Origin of the sequence: Pseudonocardia sp. Ae717_Ps2, from assembly GCF_001932475.1 — a bacterium.
In the GTDB taxonomy this organism is placed as follows: domain Bacteria; phylum Actinomycetota; class Actinomycetes; order Mycobacteriales; family Pseudonocardiaceae; genus Pseudonocardia.
The window spans coordinates 2454570-2470968 of the sequence record NZ_MCIS01000001.1 but is presented as its reverse complement, the minus strand read 5'-3'; the positions used below and the strand labels follow the sequence as shown (position 1 = coordinate 2470968).

Genomic DNA, 16399 nt, shown 5'->3' with positions numbered 1-16399 from the left:
CCGGCGCTCGTGCCACCGGGGTGGGGGTCGTCGTGGGGTGCCGAGGCGTGGTGGGCCGGGCGTCGACGGGCAGGTGGGACGGCGGGCTCAGCGGCCCCAGGCCGTCGCGGCGTCGGGGTAGTAGTCGGCGAACATCCCCAGGTCGGTGGCCTGGTCGTAGCGGGGGTGGCCCCGCATCCCGGCGAGTGCGAGTCCCTCGGCGAGCCCGTAGTAGCCGGGTTCGCCCTCGGGCCGGCGGGCCGGTCCGGCGGTGCCGTCGACGACCGCGCCGAGGTTCTCGGTGAACGCCCGGTGCGCGGCCTCGACGAGGTCGGACAGCACGTCCTCCAGCACCGCGTCGGGGTCGATCGGGAACCGCGCCTCGGCCAGCACCGGGCCGGTGTCGATGCCGGCGTCGATCTCGTGCAGGGTCGCGGCGAAGCTGGTCTCGCCGTGCAGCACGGCGTAGGCAGCCGTCACCGGCGGGAGGCCGCGGTAGGACGGCAGCGGCCCTCCGTGCACGTTGAGCAGCCGCAGCCCCGAGGCCAGCACTTTCTCCCGGAACAGGAACGGGTTGTCGATCGACCACAGCAGGCCGTCGGTGCACCGCTCGGCGAGCTCGCCGGCGAGCGCGTCGAGGTCGGCGCCGCTGCGGACCTCGCGGGCGGCGCCTGGGTCGAACCCCGGCGGTGGGGTGGTGCGGGGCCCGTGGCAGACGAGGTCGACGGGGTGGCCGTCGGCCCGGGCGTGCCGCACGGCGCGCCACAGCAGGGCGCCGTCGCCGACGAAGATCATCGTTCCTCCTCGATGGATGCGCGGGTGACCCGGCGCAGCGGTCCGAGCAGCAGTCCGGTCGCGGCGGCGACCAGACCGGTGACGGTGTTGTAGAACCAGAGCGCGTCGCCGTCGCCGACGAGGCCGCCGACGAACCCGGCGACGACGGCGCCGATTGCGGCGCCGGTCATGGCCTGGGCGGCGAACAGGCTGTTCACCCGGCCCAGCAGGGCGTCGGGGGTGCGGAGCTGCAGCAGCGTGTAGCGCAGCACCTCCTCGATCGCGTTCGTCGCGCCGGCGGCGACCAGGGCGGCGAGGACCAGCGCAACGGTCGGTGCGGCGCCGGCCAGCGCGTAGCAGGCATAGCAGAGGACCATCAGGGCCAGCAGGAGCCGGCCGGGACGCGGGCTGCGCCGGACCCAGCCGCTGCCCAGCGAGCCGAGCACCACCCCGGCCGCGAGTGCCGAATACATGAGGCCGACGACGGTGGACGAGCCGCCGAAGCGGGCCTCGACGAAGGCCGGGACCAGCACGAACGAGCCTCCGCCGACCATCCCGACGAGGCCGGCGACCATCACGCCGAACACCACCGGCTCGCGGACCGCGAACCGGGCACCGGAGCGCAGGGCGGCCAGCGGGCTCTCCACCGGTTCCTGCGGAGCGCCGTCCCCGCCGCCCGCGCCGGGCTGGTCGCCGTCGGGACCGTCGCCGTCCGGACCGGCCGAGGCGGCCGCGGTCGTCCGTCCCCGGCCCGGTGGCGGCGCGACCATGAGCAGCGCCCACGTCACGGCGGCGGCGAGTGCGCCGGCCGTGTAGTTCCAGGCGGCGGAGGCGACCGCGAACACGATGCCGCCGACGGCCGGGGCGACCACCGCGCCGAGGCGCAGCGACACGGTGTTCAACGCCCCGACCGCGTGCAGCTTGGCCCGGTCCACGATGGACGGGGTCACGGCGAGCATCGCGGTGATGCAGGTGGCGCCGGACAGCCCGTTCGCGGCGACCAGTGCGGCGGTCAACGGGGTCGACCCGATCCAGGCGGCGTTCACCGCGAGCCCGGCGAACGTCGTCCCGCTGATCAGCCAGGTGACGCGCACCAGGAGCCAGCGGTCGACCCGGTCGGCGAGGACCCCACCGCCGAGGTACCCGACGACGAACGCCACCGACTCGATCGCGGTCACCATCCCGACGACCGGGGTGGAGCCGGTGCGGCCGTAGACCTCCAGCGGCACGGTGACCGCGACGATCCCGACCCCGAACAGCAGGATGGTCCGGGCGACGAACAGGTTGCGGAACGTCCGGTCCTCGCGCAGCGGGCTGACGTCGACCAGCAGGGACGCCATCAGCCACGCACCGACCAGGTCATGAGGACCTCGGCCCAGCGCTGCGCGACCCGGTCGACCGTGCCGGCGTCGAGGACGCCGGTGGGGTGGCCGAAGGTCGTCTCCAGGACGGGGCCGTCGATGGTGTCGCGCAGCAGCACGTCGACGACGAGCGAGTGCCCGACCCGCACGCCGGGCGCGGGTCCGACCCGTACCGCGGTCTGCTCGGGGGCGAGCTCCCAGCCGCCGCTCGCGGTCCCGGCGGGCCGGGTGGTGCGACCGAGCCAGTTGAGCGCGACCTCCGCTCCCGGGCCGGTGACCCGGGGCGTGCCGTCGGCCGGGTACCGCAGCAGGCCCCAGCCCAGGCCGCGCCCGGGCGGTGCGGCGACGGCGTCGCGGGCCCTGGCGATCGCGGGGGCCGCGTCGGGTACCTCCGGACCGGGGGTGCCGCGCACCGGGACCGGGGCGAGCACGGTGAGGCAGCCCACCGTCCGGGCGAGGTCGATGTCGTCCCCGAGTTCCTCGGCGCGGCCGTGGTGTTCGAGGTCGACCAGCAGCGGGCCGTCCGGCGCGGTGACGGTGAGCGCCTCCCCGAGAACGGCGAGCAGCACCGCCTCGGCGCCGGCGCCGTGCCTCCCGGCGAGCGTGGTGACGACGTCCGGGCCGGTCACGACGGTCTGCCGGAGGTCGGCGTGGGTGTCCCGGTGGTCGCGGGGCCGCAGCGCCGGCAGCGGGGCCGACGAGGAGAGGGTCTCGGTCCAGAAGCCGGTCTCCGCGGTGACCTGTGGTCCGGCGCCGTGGGCGTGGAGCCGCGCGGCGAACGCGGCGAAGCCGGTGGCCTCCGGGGCCGGTTCGGTCCCGGTGCCGTGGGTCGCGATGTCCTCGGCGAGCACCCGCCAGGACGTGCCGTCCACGGCGAGGTGGTGCGCCACGACCGCGAGCCGTCCCGGCTCGGTGCCGCGGTCGAACCAGAGCAGCCGCAGCATCCCGCCGGGTCCCGCGTCGAGCTCGTCGCGGGCGGCGACGGTCGCCTCGGTGACGGCGCGGGTGAGTGCGTCGGCCCCGGCGGCCGGGTCGACGGGAACCCGCCGGACCAGCGCAGCCGGGTCGGCGTCGTGGCGCGGGAGGATCTGCAGGCCCGTCCAGCGCCCGTCCGCGTCGGTCTCCAGGGCCGAGTGCAGGACCGGGTGCCGGGTGACCAGGGCGTCGGCCAGCGCGGTGAGGTCGTCGGCGTCGAACCCGGCGGGGGTGGTGACCAGCACCGCCTGTGCCCGGCCGGCGACCGGGCCGCCCACGGATCCCAGCCAGGACAGGACCGGAGTGAGCGGCGCGGTGCCGGGCTCGTCGGCGGCCGGGGTGGCCGATGCCCCGGCACCGACCGTGCCGGCGGTACCGGCTGTGTCACCGCCCTCGCCCTCGCCGGCGTCGAGCGCCGCCGCGACCGCGGCGACCGTCCCGGCGACGAGCAGGTCCCGGACGCGCAGCTCGATGCCCTCGCGCCGGGCGGTGGCGGCGATGTCGATGGCGCCGAGGCTGTCGCCGCCGAGGCCGAAGAAGTCGTCGTCGATGCCGACCGTGTCCAGTCCGAGGACGGCGGCGACGATCGCGCACAGCCGCTGTTCGAGCGGGGTGCGGGGGGCGCGGGAGGCGCGGTGCGCGATCGGTTCGGGCTCGGGCAGCGCACCGGTGTCGAGCTTGCCGTTGACCGTCAGCGGCAGCGTGTCGACCACCGCCCACAGGGTGGGCACCATGTAGTCGGGCAGCACGCGGGCCACCGCGTCGCGGACCGTCTCCGGGTCGGGGTCGCCGACCAGGTAGGCCGCGAGCCGCTTCGTCGTCCCGGTCGTGCGGATGACGACGGCGGCCTGGTCGACCCCCTCCACCGCGCCCAGCGCGGTCTCGACCTCCGCCGGTTCCACCCGGTAGCCGCGGATCTTCACCTGGTCGTCGCTGCGGCCGAGGAAGTCGAGGTTCCCGTCGCCGCGGCGCCGCACCAGGTCACCGGTCCGGTACATCCGGCCACCCGGGGTCCACGGGTCGGCGACGAACCGCTCCGCCGTCGAGTCCGGCCGGTCCAGGTAGCCGCGGGCCAGTCCGGTCCCGGCGATGTAGAGCTCACCGACGACGCCGTCGGGCACCGGCCGCAGCCAGCCGTCGAGGACGTAGGCGGTGGTGTTGGTGATGGGGGTGCCGACGGTGGACGTCGGGCTGTCGGTGGTGCCCGCGCCGAGAGTGTTGATCGTGTACTCGGTCGGACCGTACAGGTTGTAGCCCCACGTCCCGTCGGTGTCGCGCAGCCGCGACCACACCGACTCCGGCACCGCCTCACCACCGAGCAGCACCAACGGCGGCACGTGCGGGCCGTCCAACAAGCCCGCGGCGAACAGGTGATGGGCGTAGGTCGGGGTCACGTTCACCACGTCCACCCGATGCTCACCGCAGTACTCCACGAGCCGCTCCGCATCACGACGCAGCTCCTCGTCGCACACATGCACCTCATGCCCCTCCACCAGCCAGAGCAGCTCCTCCCACGACATGTCGAACGCGAACGACACCGTGTGCGCAATCCGCAACACCCGACCACCCGCAGCCTCGATCGTCGGAGCGAAAATCTCCCGACGGTGGTTGACCTGCATGTTCGTCAACCCACGGAACGGAGTCACCACACCCTTCGGCTTCCCCGTCGACCCCGACGTGAAGATCACATACGCGGGATGGTCCAGCCGACCCGGAGTGCCGGGCGCGAACGACCCCAGCTCCTCATCGGTCAGCGGCGTGTCCGGGACACCGTCGAACAGACCCGGCTCGTCCAGACGCACCTGCTCCACCGCGCCGTCGAACCGTGCGGCCACACCCGCGACCGTCACCAGCAGCGTCGCCCCCGAGGCGACGAGCACCTCGGCCAGCCGCTCGTCGGGATGGTCCAGCTCCAGCGGCACGTACGCCGCACCGGCCCGCAGGACCGCGAACAACGCCACCACGTTGTCCACCGAGCGCGGCAGCCCGAGCGCCACGACCGTCTCCGGGCCGGCCCCGCGGGAGCGCAGGACGCGGGCGAGCCGGGTGACGCGGGCGTCGAACTCGGCGAAGGTGACGTGCTCGTCGCCGGAGACCAGTGCGGTCCGGTCCGGGCAGGTCGCGGCGCGCTCGGCGAGCAGCTCCGCGATGGTGGCGTCCGGGACCGGGGCGACCGCGGACGCCGCACGCGCGACGGCGTCGGCGTGGTCGGCCGGGGCGAGGACGTCGATCGACCCGACCGGACGTGCCGGGTCGTCGGCGAAGGCCCGCAGTACCGCGACCATGCGGTCGGCGGCGCGCTCCATCGTGGACCGGTCGAACAGGTCGGTGGAGTACTCGACGACGCCGGAGAGCAGGTCGGGGGTGTCGGTGAAGTTGAACGACGCGTCGAACTTCGCCGTGCCCGTGCGGACGACGTCGGCGCTCGCGTCCACGCCGTCGAGGCGGGGGGTCAGGGCGTTCGCGTCGCCGCCCAGGCACACCACCATCACCTGGAACAGCGGGCTGCGCCCGGGCGCCCGGTCCGGGGCCACGGCGGCCACGACGTCGGAGAAGGGCACGTCGGCCCGGTCGTAGGCGTCGAGGTCGGCGCCCCGGACCGCGCGCAGCAGGTCGGCCACCGTGTGGTCGGGCGCCACGTCGGTCCGCAGGGCGAGGGTGTTGAGGAAGTAGCCCACCGCGTCGTCGAGCGCCGGGTCGAAGCGGGTCGAGATCGGGGTGCCGACGACCACGTCGGGCGAGCCGGTGTGCCGGGACAGCAGCACGGCGAGCGCGGCGTGCAGCAGCATGAACACGGTGACGTCGTGCGAGCGGGCCAGCCGGTGCAGCTCGGCGGTCAGCTCCGGGCCCACCTCGACCGGTACGGCATCGCCTGCCCCGGTGGGGGCGGCGGGACGCTGCCGGTCGACCGGCAGCGTGGTCTCGACCGGGGCGCCGGTCAGTGTGGTCCGCCAGAAGTCCAGCTGCGCCGTGGCCGAGGTGTCCGACCCGTCGGCGAGGCAGTCGCGCTGCCAGGCGGCGAAGTCGGCGTAGCGGACGGTCGGCGCGGGCAGCGACGACGGCGCGTCCGGGCCGGAGCGCAGCCGTGCCCGGTAGGCGGTCTGGAGGTCCTCGATGAGGGGGCGCCATGACCACTCGTCGACGGCGATGTGGTGCAGCACCGCGACCAGGACGTGCTCGTCGGGGCCCAGCTCGAACAGGGTGACCCGGGTCGGTGCTTCACGGGCGAGGTCGAACGGGGCGCGCACCGCGGTCTCGATCCGGCTGTCGAGGTCCGCCGCGTCGATCCGCTCGGTGGTGACGACCGGTCCGACGGCGCCCGGCTCGAGCACCCGGGCCGTGGTCGCGCCGTCGGGGTAGATCGTGCGCAGCACCTCGTGCCGACCGAGGACGTCGAGCCAGGCGGCGCGCAGCGCGTCGGTGTCGAGCGGGCCGTGCAGGCGCAGGACGCCCGGCACGTTGTAGACCGCGCTGGGTCCGCCGACCCGCGACAGCGCGAGCATCTGCCGCTGCCCGGCGGAGATCTCCCGTTCTCCTCCGTCGTGGTGCACGGGCTGCAGGGCCGGGCGGGCCGTGGCGGTCCGGCTGCCGTAGGGGGCGAGCCGGGTGACGGTGCGGGCCTCGAACACGTGGCGGGGGCGGATCCGGATGCCGGCCTTGCGGGCCCGGTTCGCCAGGGCCAGCGCCGAGATGCTGTCGCCGCCGAGGTCGAAGAAGTCGTCGTCGGGGCCGACGCCGTCGACGCCGACGACCTCCGCGACGATCGAGCAGAGGGTCTCCTCCAGTGGTGTGCGCGGTGCGCGTCCCCCGCTGCGGCGCAGGGCGGCGGGCTCGGGGAGGGCGGCGACGTCGAGCTTGCCGTTGACGGTGAGCGGGAGCGCGTCGACCACCGCCCACAGCGTGGGCACCATGTAGTCGGGCAGCACGCGGGCCACCGCGTCGCGGACGGTGGCCGGGTCGGGGTCGCCGACGAGGTAGGCCGCGAGCTGGCGCTGGCCGGGTACCTCCGGGTGCGGGCGGGCGACGACGGCGGCCTGGGAGACCCCGTCGGCGGCGGCCAGCGCGGTCTCGATCTCGGCCGGTTCCACCCGGTAGCCGCGGATCTTGAGCTGGTCGTCGCTGCGCCCCAGGAAGTCCAGGTTCCCGTCGCCGCGACGCCGGACCAGGTCACCGGTCCGGTACATCCGGCCGCCCGGGATCCGGAGGTCGGCCACGAACCGCTCGGCGGTCAGGGCGGGACGGTCCAGGTAGCCGCGGGCGAGCCCTGCTCCGGCGATGTAGAGCTCGCCGACCACGCCGTCGGGCACGGGGCGCAGCCAGCCGTCGAGGACGTGGGCCGCGGTGTTGGTGATGGCGGTGCCGACCGTGGAGGTGGCGCTGTCGGTGGTGCCCGCGCCGAGGGTGTTGATCGTGTACTCGGTCGGACCGTACAGGTTGTAGCCCCACGTCCCGTCGGTGTCGCGCAGCCGCGACCACACCGACTCCGGCACCGCCTCACCACCGAGCAGCACCAACGGCGGCACGTGCGGGCCGTCCAACAGACCCGCGGCGAACAGGTGATGGGCGTAGGTCGGGGTCACGTTCACCACGTCCACCCGATGCTCACCGCAGTACTCCACGAGCCGCTCCGCATCACGACGCAGCTCCTCGTCGCACACATGCACCTCATGCCCCTCCACCAGCCAGAGCAGCTCCTCCCACGACATGTCGAACGCGAACGACACCGTGTGCGCAATCCGCAACACCCGACCACCCGCAGCCTCGATCGTCGGAGCGAAAATCTCGCGGCGATGGTTGACCTGCATGTTCGTCAACCCACGGAACGGAGTCACCACACCCTTCGGCTTCCCCGTCGACCCCGACGTGAAGATCACATAGGCGGGGTGGTCGAGCCGGCCCGGGGTACCGGGCGCGAAAGCACCCAGCTCCTCGACCGACAACGGAGTGTCCGGGACACCGTCGAACAGACCCGGCTCGTCCAGACACACCTGCGGCACGGACGGATCGAAACGGGCGGCGACGGTGGAATCGGTCACCAACAACGCCGCCCCCGACGCGGTAAGAATCTCCGCGAGCCGCTCGTCGGGATGGTCCAACTCCAACGGCACATAGGCCGCGCCGGCACGCAGCACCGCGAACAACGCGACGACGTTGGCCGTCGACCGCGGCAGACCCAGCGCCACGACGGTCTCGGGGCCGGCACCGCGGGCCCGCAGGACCCGCGCGGTGCGGGTGACCCGGGCGTCGAGCTCGGCGAAGGTCAGCCGGGACTCCCCCGCCACCAGGGCGGTGCGTTCCGGGCAGGTCGCGGCCCGCTCGGCGAGCAGCTCGGCGATGGTGGCGTCCGGGACCGGGGTGGCGGTCGCACCGGTGTCCACGGCGACGCCGAGGTCAACCGCGGCGAGCGGGGCGTCCGGCGCGGCGGTGAGGGCGTCGAGCACCGCGACGAAGCGGTCCATCAGCGACCGTGCGGTATCGGTGTCGACCGCCTCCGGACGGTGGTCGACGGTCAGCTCCATGTCGTCGAACGGGTTGACCGCGAACGACAGCGGGAAGTGGGAGTCGTCGAGGGTCTCGACGTCGGCCATCCCGTGCCGCTGCGCGGCCTCGGCGAACGCGTCCCAGGCGTTGCGCAGGGTGAACAGGGTGTCGAACAGCCGCGGACGGCCGGTGGCCTGCTGGATCTGCCCCAGCCCGAGGTACTCGTGCGCGACGAGGTCGGCGCGCTCGTCGGCGAGGCGGCGCAGCACGTCGGCGCCGGTGTCGGTGGGGGCGAGCCGGACCCGGACGGGGACGGTGTTGAGGAAGAGCCCGACGGAGTGCTCCACCCCGGCGATCTCGTCCGGTGCGACGGCCATCGGCGTGCCGAGCACGACGTCGTCGCCGCCGGTGGCATGGCCGAGCACGACGCCGAGCGCCGCGATCAGGACGGTGTTGACGGTGACCCCGTGCCCGGCGGCGACGGCCCGGACCCGGTCGGACAGCGGGACCCCGAGCCGGGTCCCGATCCGGGCCGAGGGTTCGGTGAAGGACCGCTGCTCCTCGCCCGCGACCAGGGTCGGGGCGGCGAGGTCGGCGTAGGCCCGCTCCCACACCTCGCGCGAGGTCTTCTCGTCCTGGTCGGCGGTCCAGCGCAGGTACGTGTCGTAGCCGGGCGCCGCCGGGGGCTCGCCACCGTCGTGCAGGGTGAGCAGGCGGTCGACGACGCGCATGGCCGACGCGCCGTCGAACAGCTGGAAGTGGTTGGTGAGCACCAGCCGGTCCCGGCCGTCGGGCAGGTGCACGAGGAGCAGGCGAAACAGCGGCGGCGCGTCGAGCGGGATGGGTCGCCCCCGCTCCTGCTCGGCGGCCTCGCGGGCACCGTCCACGGACGCCACGGACAGCTCCGGCACCGGCAGGTCGGGGAGGTGGTCCCGGACGACCTGGACCGGGCGGCCGCGGTCGTCGGTGGTGAACCCCACCCGCAGCAGCGGCGTGGCCGCGACCAGCCGGGCCAGCGCGTCCCGGAGCCGCTCGCGGTCCAGGGTGCGGTTCAGGGTGAACACGGTCTGCAGGATGTAGACGCCGCTGCCGGCCGTGTCACCGCCGGTGCCCTCGGCGGCGTCGTAGACGGACTGGAAGTAGAGGCCCTCCTGCAGCGGGGACATCGGCCAGACGTCGGTGGCGGTGCCGCCGACCCGCTCGCCGAGCGCGGCGACGTCGGCCGGGCCGAGCCCGAGCAGGTCGCGCAGCAGCCGGGTGTCGGTGCGGACCGTCTGCGGTGCCGTGCCCGCGACGCGGGCCATCCCGGCCGGGGTCCGGTGGGCGAACACGTGCGAGGTGCGGACGTCGAGTCCGGCCTCGCGCGCGGCCCGCACGACCCGGGTGGCGAGGATGCTGTCGCCGCCGAGGGTGAAGAAGTCGTCGTCCGGGCCGACCCGGGCAGCGCCGAGGACCTTCGCGAACGCGGCGCACAGGGTCCGCTCGACGTCGTCGGCGGGCTCGCGGTCCGCGGTGACGGGGCCCCCGCCGAAGTCGGGCTCCGGCAGGGCGCGGCGGTCGAGCTTGCCGTTGACGGTCAACGGCAGCCGCTCCAGCACGACGATCGCGGCCGGGACCATGTACCCGGGCAGGACGGCGCCCAGGGCGGTGCGCACGGCGGCGGGGTCGGCCGTGGTGCCGGGGGTCGGCACGACGTAGCCGACGAGCCGCCGGTCGGCGGCGTCGGTGCCGGTGTGCACCCGGGTGACCGCCTGCGCGATCCCCGGCAGCGTGAGCAGGCCGGCGTCGACCTCCCCCAGCTCGACCCGGTACCCGCGGATCTTCACCTGTTCGTCGGCGCGGCCGGCGAACTCCAGCTCCCCGGCCCGGTCGAACCGGGCGAGGTCACCGGACCGGTAGAGCCGGGTGCCGGGTGGGCCGTCGGGGTCGGCCACGAACCGGACGGCGGTGAGGTCGGGGCGGTCGGCGTAGCCCTGGGCCAGCTGGGCTCCGGCGACGTGGATCTCTCCGACGACGCCCTGCGGGACCGGTCGCAGCCGCCGGTCCAGCAGCCGTACCTCCAGCCCGGCCAGTGGGCCACCGACCGGGCTGACCGGCCGGTCGAGGTCGGCGGGGCCGATCTCACGGTAGGTGGTGTGCACCGTGGTCTCGGTGATGCCGTAGAGGTTGGCCAGCACCGGGGCGCCGGGGGCGTGCCGGGCGCACCAGTCCCGCAGCAGCCGCGGCTCCAGTGCCTCCCCGGCGAACACCACGTAGCGCAGGGTCTCGGCCGCCGCGCCGCCGGTGGGCTCGGCGAGGGCCAGGGGGCCGAACGCCGAGGGCGTCTGGCTGAGCACGCTGACCCGCTCGGCCGCGATCAGTGCCCAGAGGCGCTCCGGGTCACGTGCGGTGTCGCCGTCGACGACCACGACCGTCGCGCCGGTCGCGACCGCGCCCCACAGCTCGAACACCGACACGTCGAAGGCGATCGAGTGGACCAGGGAGAACACGTCGTCGGCGGTGACGTCCATGGTGCCGCCGGGTGCCACGGTCGCCGCCAGCAGCGACAGCACCGCACGGTGCGGGACCTCGACGCCCTTGGGCCGGCCGGTGGACCCGGAGGTGTAGACGATGTACGCCGGCTGCGCTGCGGGGACGGCGACGGGCTCGGGCAGCGGTGCGACGTCCGCCGGGAGCGCGTCGACTGCGACCACGCGCGGGCCGAGACCGGTCACGCTCTGCGGGGTCGTGGCGACGGCCAGCAGGCTGTGCGGCCGGGCGTCGCCGACGATGAGCGCGAGGCGACCGGCCGGGGAGTCGACGTCCAGCGGGACCGCGGTGGCCCCGGCGAGGGCGACGGCGAGCACCGCGACGACCATGTCGGCGCCGCGCGGGACGCCGACGGCCACCCGGTCCCCCGGGCGGACCCCGTCGGCGACGAGCACGGCGGCCAGCCGCCCGGCGCGGTCGCCGAGCTCGCCCCAGGTCAGCCGCTCCGCCCCGGCGACCAGCGCGGGGCCCTCGGGCCGGGCCGCGACGGTCGCGGCGAACAGTGCCGCGAGGGTGGCGGGGAGGGTCCCGGGGAGCCGATCGGTGCCGGTCGGCGCCGGAGCGGGTGCCGGGGCCGGCGGGTCGAGCCGCAGCTGGGAGAGCCGGGTGCCGGGCGCCGAGGCGACCAGGTCCAGCAGACGCTCCAGCCGCGCGAGCACCGCCTCGATGGTCGTGGCGTCGTAGAGCTCGGTGGCGTACTCGACGATCACGCCCAGCCGCGGGTCGCCGGTCTCGGTGACGGACTCGTGGAAGGCGAAGGTCGCGTCGAACTTCGCCGAGCCGGTGCCGGTGCGCCGGGCCGTGGTGACGGCGCCGTCCAGGTCGAGCTCGCTGCGGTCGGGGTCGGTACGCAGGTAGAGCAGCTCCACCTGGAACAGGGGCGAGGCCGCGCCCCGCTCCGGGCCGATCCGGTCGACGACGCGGTCGAAGGGGACGTCGGCGTGCTCCATCGCGGCCAGGTCCGCGGTGCGGGCCCGGTCCAGGACCTCGGCCAGGGTCGGGTCACCGTGCAGGTCCAGCCGCAGCGCCAGGGTGGTCAGCGCGAACCCGACGACGTCCTCGGCCCCCGCGTGCCGCCGCGCCGAGACCGGGGTGCCGACCACGACGGCGTCCCCGGCGTCGTCGCCGGGGTCGCGGTCGGCGTCGGCGTGCGCCTCCAGCAGGACGGCCAGTGCGGCGTGCAGCAGCATGAACATGCTGGTCCCGTGCCGCTGGGCGGCGACGCCGAGCGCCGCGGCCAGCTCGGGGCCGAACTCGGAGCGGACCTCGGCGCCGTTCCCGCCGGGCGTCGCGGGCCGGGGCCGGTCGGGGGGGGGAGCGTGGTGACCGGCGGCGCGCCGGTCAGCCGGTCGGCCCAGAACTCCAGCTGGCGCCGTGCGCGGTCGGTCGGCTCCTGCGGGGTCCCGACGAGCGCGGCCTGCCAGGCGGCGACGTCGCCGAAGCGCAGCGGCGGTGCGGGCAGGGCGGGGGCGCGCCCGGCGCGGCGGGCGGCGTAGGCGGTGCCGAGGTCGGCGAGCAGGACCCGCAGGGACCACTCGTCGACGGCGATGTGGTGGCAGACGAGCCCGATGCGGTGGCGGTCGTCGGCGGTGCGGGCGATCTCGGCGCGGACCGGGGCCTCGCGCTCCAGGTCGAAGCGGTGCCCGACGAGCGCGGCGAGCGTCGCGTCGGCGCCCGCCTCGTCCGAGGCTCCGGTCCCGACGTGCACCGGCAGCTCACCGGGCGGATGGACGTCCACGGTGACCGTGCCGTCGGCGGTCTCGCCGTAGGTGGTGCGCAGCACCTCGTGACGGGCGACGACGTCGTGCAGCGCGGCACGGAACGCCTCGGGGTCGAACGGGCCGGTGACGGTCCACTCGCGGGGGACGTTGTAGGCCGCGCCGGGGCCCTGCATCCGGTACAGCGTCCACATCGGATGCTGGGCGGGGGCGAGGACCGCGGGTGCGGTGTCCGGGCGGCGGACCGGGCCGTCGGCGGCAGCCGGGTCCCGGTCGTCGGTACCGGCGGGGGCGTGGTCCGCGACCAGCGCGGCGAGTCCGGCGACGGTCGGGCGGGCGAAGACGTCCGGGACCGTGACCGGGGCGCCGAGCCGTGCCCGCACCCGGTTGGCCAGCCGCAGCGCGGACAGCGAGTGCCCGCCGAGGACGAAGAAGTCGTCGTCGACGCCGACCCCGGTGCGGTCGAGGAGCTGTTCGAACAGTGCGCACAGTGCGCGCTCGCGGTCGTCCCGGGGCGGGCGCGAGCCACCGTGGACGCGGTCGGGCACCGGCAGCGCACGCGTGTCGATCTTGCCGCCGGGGGTGCGCGGCAGCTCCGGGAGCACGACGACCGTGGCCGGCACGAACTGCGACGGCAGCCGCTGCGCGACGGCCGTGCGCAGGTCCTCCCCCACGAGCTCGGCGGTGTCGTCGGCGGGGACGACGTAGGCGACCAGGGACGGTCCGTCGCCGACCGTGCGGGCGACGACCACGGCCGCGCGCACACCCGGCTGTGCGACCAGGGCGGCCTCCACCTCGCCGGGTTCGACCCGCACGCCGCGCACGGTGACCTGGTCGTCGGCGCGGCCGAGCAGCTCGAACCGGCCGTCGGGCAGGCGCCGGGCGAGGTCACCGGTGCGGTAGAGGCGGGCGCCGGGCACGGCCGGGTCGGCGACGAACCGGGCGGCGGTCTCGGCCGGCCGGCCGGCGTAGCCGCGGGCCACCTGCTCGCCGCCGACGTACAGCTCGCCGACGACGCCGTCGGGTACCGGGGCCAGGAACCGGTCGAGCAGCGCGACGGTGCTGCCGGGCACCACCCGCCCGGCCGTGACGCGCTCGTCGCCGTCGACCTCTCCGGCGAGCACGTCGCCGGCGACCTCGGAGGATCCGTAGGAGTTCACGACGACCGAGCCGGGCGCCCACGCGCGCGCGGCCGCGACGGCGGTGGCGGTCAGCGGCTCGCCGGAGCAGATCCAGCGGCGCACCGCGACCGGGCCGGGGGTCTCGGCGAGCACGGACACCAGCGACGGGACGGCGGTGACCTGCGCGACCGGCTCGGTGCGCAGCAGCCGGGCCAGTGCCTCCGGCTCCGTCGCGGTGGCGTCGTCGGCGACCAGCACCCGCGCCCCACCGGCCAGCGCGGCGAGCAGTTCAGTGACCCCGTCGATGAAGGCGATCGAGCTCTTGGCGACCCGGACGTCACCGGGCTCGACCGGCCAGGCCCGGCCCGCCCAGTCCAGCCGCCGGGCCAGGCCGCGGTGGGTGCCGAGGACGCCCTTGGGCACGCCGGTCGATCCGGAGGTGTAGACGAGGTGGGCGGCCTGCTCGGGGCGCGGCCGGTCGAACGGCCGGTCCGGGGCCGGGCCCGTCGCCAGGTCCGCGACGCTCGCCGTGGCCGCACCGGTCGCGACGGCGGCACCGTCGGTGATCACCAGGGCGGGCGCGGAGTCGGTGAGCACGTGCCGGATCCGTGCGGCCGGGTAGCCGGGATCCACCGGTACGAGGGCCGCGCCGGCGCGCAGGACGCCGAGCACGGCGGCGACCAGGCCGGTGGTGCGGGGCAGCAGCACGGCGACCCGGTCCTCCGGCCCGATGCCGCGCGCACGCAGCGCGGCGGCGACGCGGTCGGCGGTGTCGTCGAGCTCGGCGACGGTGACCTCCACCGGAGCCTTCCCGGGGCCGGGCGCGGCGACCAGGGCCACCTCGTCGGCGCGGTCGGCGACGCCCGGGCCGAGCGCGTCGGCCGGGTTCCAGCGTGGCCCGCCGTCGGTGGCGGTGACCGACCGGTGCACCGGGCGGGTGGTGAAGATGTCGGCGAGCCGGCGGTCCGGGTCGTCCCCGGCGTCCTCGAGCAGTGCCTCGAGGTCGGCCAGCAGGGTGGACACGGCGTCCGCGGTGAGGTGCGCCGCGGCGTAGGTGGCCTCGACGTCGAAGCCGTCGTCGGTGAGGAACACCTCCAGCGCCAGCGGGTGCTGGGCGGTGCCGTTGTCGGTGCGCAGCCAGCTCGTGGTGGCACCGGGCAGCTGCGGGCCGTCCAGCTTCTGGGTGAGGAACAGCAGCTGGGCCTCGAACAGCGAACGGTCCTGTCCCGACGCCGACGGGTTCAGCTGCTCGACGAGCCGGTCGTAGGGGAAGCCCTGGTGGGCGAACCCGTCGGCCGCGACGCCCGCGACCCGGCCGGTGAGCGACCGGACGGTGTCGTCGGACCGCACCTGCGAGCGCAGTACGACCAGGTTGCCGAAGTTGCCGACGAGCTCGGTGACCCCGCCCTCCTCGCGGTTGACCACGGCGGTGCCGACGGCGACGTCGCCGGTGCCGGCGAACCGGCTCAGCACGGCGCTGTAGCAGGCGAGGACCACCGTGTACGGCGTCGTGCCCAGCTGCGCGGACAGCTCCCGGACCGCGCGGGCGGCGGCCGGGGAGAAGCGCCGGTCGACCCGTCCGCCCGTCTCGACGCCGGCCGTGGGGTCCTCGGCCGGCAGCCGGTCGAACAGCGCGGGGACCGGTTCGGCGAGCCGCTGCCGCCAGAACGCGGCGTCGGCGTCGTGGCCGCTCCCCTGCCCGGCAGCGGCCCACGCCCGCTGTTCGGCATCGGCGAAGTCCGCGACCTGGCGCTGCGGTGGGGTCGTGGTCACCGCCCCGTCCAGGGCCTGCCGGTAGGCGCGCTCCAGGTCGCGGGAGATCACGGCGAAGGTGAGGCCGTCCCAGGCGATGTGGTGGACCTGCAGCAACACCGTCGTGCGTGCCGGGCCCTCCCGGAGCACCGCCACCCGCAGCGCGGAGTCCGCGGCGAGGTCGTAGGGCCGCGACGCCCGCTCGCGGGCCAGCTCGCGGACCCGGGCACGACGCGCGTCGGCGTCGGCCCCGGGCGCGTCGAGGACCTCCCAGGGGTAGTCGAGCGAGTCGTGCACCCGCTGGAACGGGTCGCCGTCGTCGCCCGCGTGATAGGTGGTGCGCAGCACCTCGTGCCGGGCCACCAGCGCGTCGAAGGCCGCCCGCAGGGCCGCCACGTCGAGGTCGCCGTCGACGGTCAGCTCGATGCACAGGTTGAACGCGGTGCTGCCCGGCACGATCTGGTGGTGCAGCCACATCCGTCGCTGCGCGAACGACAGCGGGAACTCGGTCCGACCGGCCCGGCGCGGCGCGGCGCCGGGGTCGCTGCGGCGCAGGCCGGACTCGGCCAGGCGCCGGGCGATCAGGGCGCGCTTGCGCTCGTCGAGACTGGTCATGGTGGTGGCCTCCGGTGTCCCGGGCGGGACGGATGGGTGCGGTCGTTCGGGTGCGGTCGGTTCGGGTGCCGCAGTTCGGGTGCCACGGTCCGGG

3 protein-coding genes and 1 pseudogene are annotated in these 16399 nt (G+C 75.7%); all 4 read right to left on the bottom strand.

Annotated features, from left to right (window positions below; genetic code table 11):
• Positions 1–87: 87 nt before the first annotated feature.
• Positions 88–774, bottom strand: coding sequence for a formyltransferase family protein (locus Ae717Ps2_RS11490; RefSeq protein WP_075306636.1), 687 nt, complete (start codon positions 772–774; stop codon positions 88–90).
• Positions 771–2093, bottom strand: coding sequence for an MFS transporter (locus Ae717Ps2_RS11485; RefSeq protein WP_075333359.1), 1323 nt, complete (start codon positions 2091–2093; stop codon positions 771–773). The genes Ae717Ps2_RS11490 and Ae717Ps2_RS11485 overlap by 4 nt, the downstream gene beginning before the upstream one ends.
• Complete coding sequence (locus tag Ae717Ps2_RS38960; RefSeq protein ID WP_255407969.1) at positions 2093–12457, bottom strand: non-ribosomal peptide synthetase; 10365 nt, start codon at positions 12455–12457, stop codon at positions 2093–2095. The genes Ae717Ps2_RS11485 and Ae717Ps2_RS38960 overlap by 1 nt, the downstream gene beginning before the upstream one ends.
• Positions 12433–16305, bottom strand: a pseudogene (locus Ae717Ps2_RS39855) (amino acid adenylation domain-containing protein); the annotation flags it as partial. The gene Ae717Ps2_RS38960 and the pseudogene Ae717Ps2_RS39855, both read right to left, overlap by 25 nt.
• Positions 16306–16399 lie beyond the last annotated feature (94 nt).